The organism is Novosphingobium sp. Chol11 (genome assembly GCF_945870625.1).
Taxonomy (GTDB): Bacteria; Pseudomonadota; Alphaproteobacteria; order Sphingomonadales; family Sphingomonadaceae; genus Novosphingobium.
In genome coordinates, this window is record NZ_CAMBTS010000179.1 from 1 (window position 1) to 3,018 (window position 3,018).

Annotated in this window: 2 protein-coding genes; both read left to right on the top strand. The window is 63.5% G+C overall.

Going from position 1 to position 3,018, the window contains the following annotated elements; all coding sequences use genetic code 11:
- Positions 1 to 176 precede the first annotated feature (176 nt).
- Positions 177 to 2,306 carry a methylmalonyl-CoA mutase gene (gene scpA / locus Q0O40_RS15830; protein ID WP_295532129.1) on the top strand — a complete coding sequence of 710 codons (2,130 nt, stop codon included), beginning with the start codon at positions 177 to 179 and terminating at the stop codon, positions 2,304 to 2,306.
- A gap of 20 nt (positions 2,307 to 2,326) precedes the next feature.
- The coding region (locus tag Q0O40_RS15835; protein WP_295532132.1) for an aminotransferase class V-fold PLP-dependent enzyme at positions 2,327 to 3,018 on the top strand (692 nt) is incomplete at its 3' end.

Here is a 3,018-nt window from a genome sequence, read left to right on the forward strand (position 1 = left end):
CCCAAAGACATGGGCGGGGTGCTGACCGAGATCATGGAGACGCCGCAAGAGGCGCATTGAGGTTCGATTGATCCGTCACCCCGGGCTTGACCCGGGGTCCCGCTGCCTTCGGGCCGGGGTGTGAAGACAAAGCGGGACCCCGGATCAAGTCCGGGGAGACGAATGAGGATAGAGCGATGGCGAATATCGAAGACTGGCAGAAAGCGGCGGCCAAGGAGGTCAAGGGAAAAGACCTGACGTGGCAAACCCCCGAAGGCATCGCGGTCAAACCGCTCTACACGGCGGACGATGTGCAGACCGATCCCGGCCTGCCGGGCTTCGCGCCGTTCACGCGCGGGGTGCGCGCCACGATGTATGCCGGGCGGCCCTGGACGATCCGGCAATATGCGGGCTTTTCGACTGCCGAGGAATCCAACGCGTTTTATCGCCGCAATCTGGCGGCAGGGCAGAAGGGTCTGTCGGTCGCGTTCGATCTGGCGACGCACCGGGGCTATGACAGCGATCATCCGCGCGTGGTCGGCGATGTTGGCAAGGCGGGCGTGGCGATCGACAGCGTCGAGGACATGAAGATCCTGTTCGATGGCATCCCGCTCGATCAAATGTCGGTTTCGATGACGATGAACGGCGCGGTGATCCCGATCCTCGCGTTCTTCATCGTTGCGGGCGAGGAGCGGGGCGTGCCCCGCGCCGAACTCGACGGCACCATTCAGAACGACATTCTCAAAGAGTTCATGGTCCGCAATACCTATATCTACCCGCCCGAGCCTAGCATGCGGATCATCTCGGACATTTTCGGTTATACCAGCCGCGAAATGCCCAAGTTCAATTCGATCTCGATTTCGGGCTATCACATGCACGAAGCGGGCGCCACGCAAGTGCAGGAACTGGCCTTCACCATCGCCGACGGCATGGATTACGTGAAGTACGGCGTCGCCAGCGGGCTGGATATCGACAAGTTCGCCGGCCGCCTGTCGTTCTTCTTCGCCATCGGCATGAACTTTTTCATGGAAGTGGCCAAACTGCGCGCGGCGCGCGTGCTGTGGCACCGGGTGATGACCAAGCTCGGCGCGCAGGATGAGCGCTCCAAGATGCTGCGCACCCACTGCCAGACCAGCGGCGTCAGCTTGCAGGAGCAGGACCCCTACAACAACGTGATCCGCACCACGATCGAGGCGATGGCCGCGATGCTGGGCGGCACCCAGTCGCTCCACACCAACGCGCTCGATGAAGCGATCGCGCTGCCCACCGATTTTTCCGCGCGCATCGCTCGCAACACGCAGATCGTGATCCAGGAAGAAACCGGGATGACCAAGGTGGTCGATCCGCTGGGCGGGTCGTACTACATTGAGGCGCTGACGCAGGAACTCGTCGACAAGGCGTGGGAGATCATCGAGCGGGTGGAAACCGAAGGCGGCATGGCCAAAGCCGTGGCAGCGGGCTGGCCCAAGGCGATGATCGAGGAAGCCGCCGCGGGCCGTCAGGCGCGGGTGGACAAGGGCGAGGACGTGATCGTCGGCGTCAACAAGTACCGTCTCGGCACCGAGGACAAGCTCGAAACGCTGGAAGTAGACAACGTCGCGGTGCGCGAAGGGCAGGTCGCCCGCCTCAAGTCCACCCGCGCCGCGCGCGATGAGGCCAAGTGCCAGTCCGCCTTGGCCGCGCTGACCGAGGGTGCAAGAGGGACGGGCAACCTGCTCGAACTGGCCGTCGAAGCCGCGCGCTACCGCGCGACGCTGGGCGAGATTTCGGATGCGATGGAGGCGGTGTTTGGCCGCTATTCGACGCAGCCGGTGCCAGTGAAGGGCATTTACGGCGCGGCCTACGATGGCGACAATCGCTACAATCAGGTGCTCGATGGTGTCGCCGCTGTCACCCGCCGGCTGGGCCGCGCGCCGCGTCTGCTCGTCGCCAAGATGGGCCAGGATGGCCATGATCGCGGCGCGAATGTGATCGCCTCGGCATTTGGCGACATGGCGTTCGACGTGACCAGCAGCCCGCTGTTTCAAACCCCGCAGGAAACAGTGGCAATGGCGCTCGACAAGGATGTCGATGCGATCGGCGCCTCCAGCCTTGCCGCGGGCCACAAGACCCTGATCCCCGAGCTGATCCAGCGCCTGCGCGAAGCGGGCCGCCCGGATATCAAGGTCGTGGCGGGCGGAGTGATCCCGCCGCAAGACTATGAATTCCTGCGCGAAGCCGGGGTTCAGGGGATTTACGGCCCGGGGTCGAACATCGTGGAATGCGCCGCAGACATGCTGCGGCTTCTGGGGCATAACATGCCGCCAGTAGACGCAGACGCCGCCTGAACGCACAAGAGGATGCCGCAATGGAAATGAAGCCCGAAACCATGGCCGTGCATGCCGGGACCGCTCCTGATCCCGCCACCAATGCGCGAATCACGCCGATCTATCAAACTGCCTCGTATGTGTTCGACGATGTCGATCATGCCGCCGCACTGTTTAACCTTGAGCAGTTCGGCAATATCTATACGCGGCTGACCAACCCCACCAATGGCGCGTTCGAAGCCAAAGTCGCCGCGCTCGAAGGCGGCATGGCGGGGCTTGGCGTCGCCTCGGGCCATGCCGCGCAATTCCTCGCGTTTCACACGCTGATGGAGCCGGGCTGCGAGATCGTGGCGGCCAAAAAGCTCTATGGCGGCTCGCTTAACCAGCTGGGCCATTCGTTCAAGAAAATGGATTGGCACGCGCGCTTCGTCGATGCCGACAATGCGGGCAACGTCGCGGCCGCGATCACCGACAAGACCCGCGCGGTGTTTATCGAAAGCCTCGCGAACCCCGGCGGCGTGGTGCAGGATATCGCAGCGATTGCCGCGGTCGCGCATGATGCGGGCGTGCCGCTGATCGTGGACAACACGATGGCCACCCCTGTTCTGTGCCGCCCGATCGAGCACGGCGCGGACATCGTCGTCCATTCGGCGACCAAGTTCCTCAATGGCCATGGCAATTCGATCGCCGGGGTGATTGTCGATGCGGGCAAGTTCGATTGGGCAGCCTCGGG

Coding starts and splice junctions, on each gene's coding strand:
- scpA (WP_295532129.1), top strand. CDS start 177: ATGGCGAATATCGAAGACTGGCAGAAAGCGGCGGCCAAGGAGGTCAAG.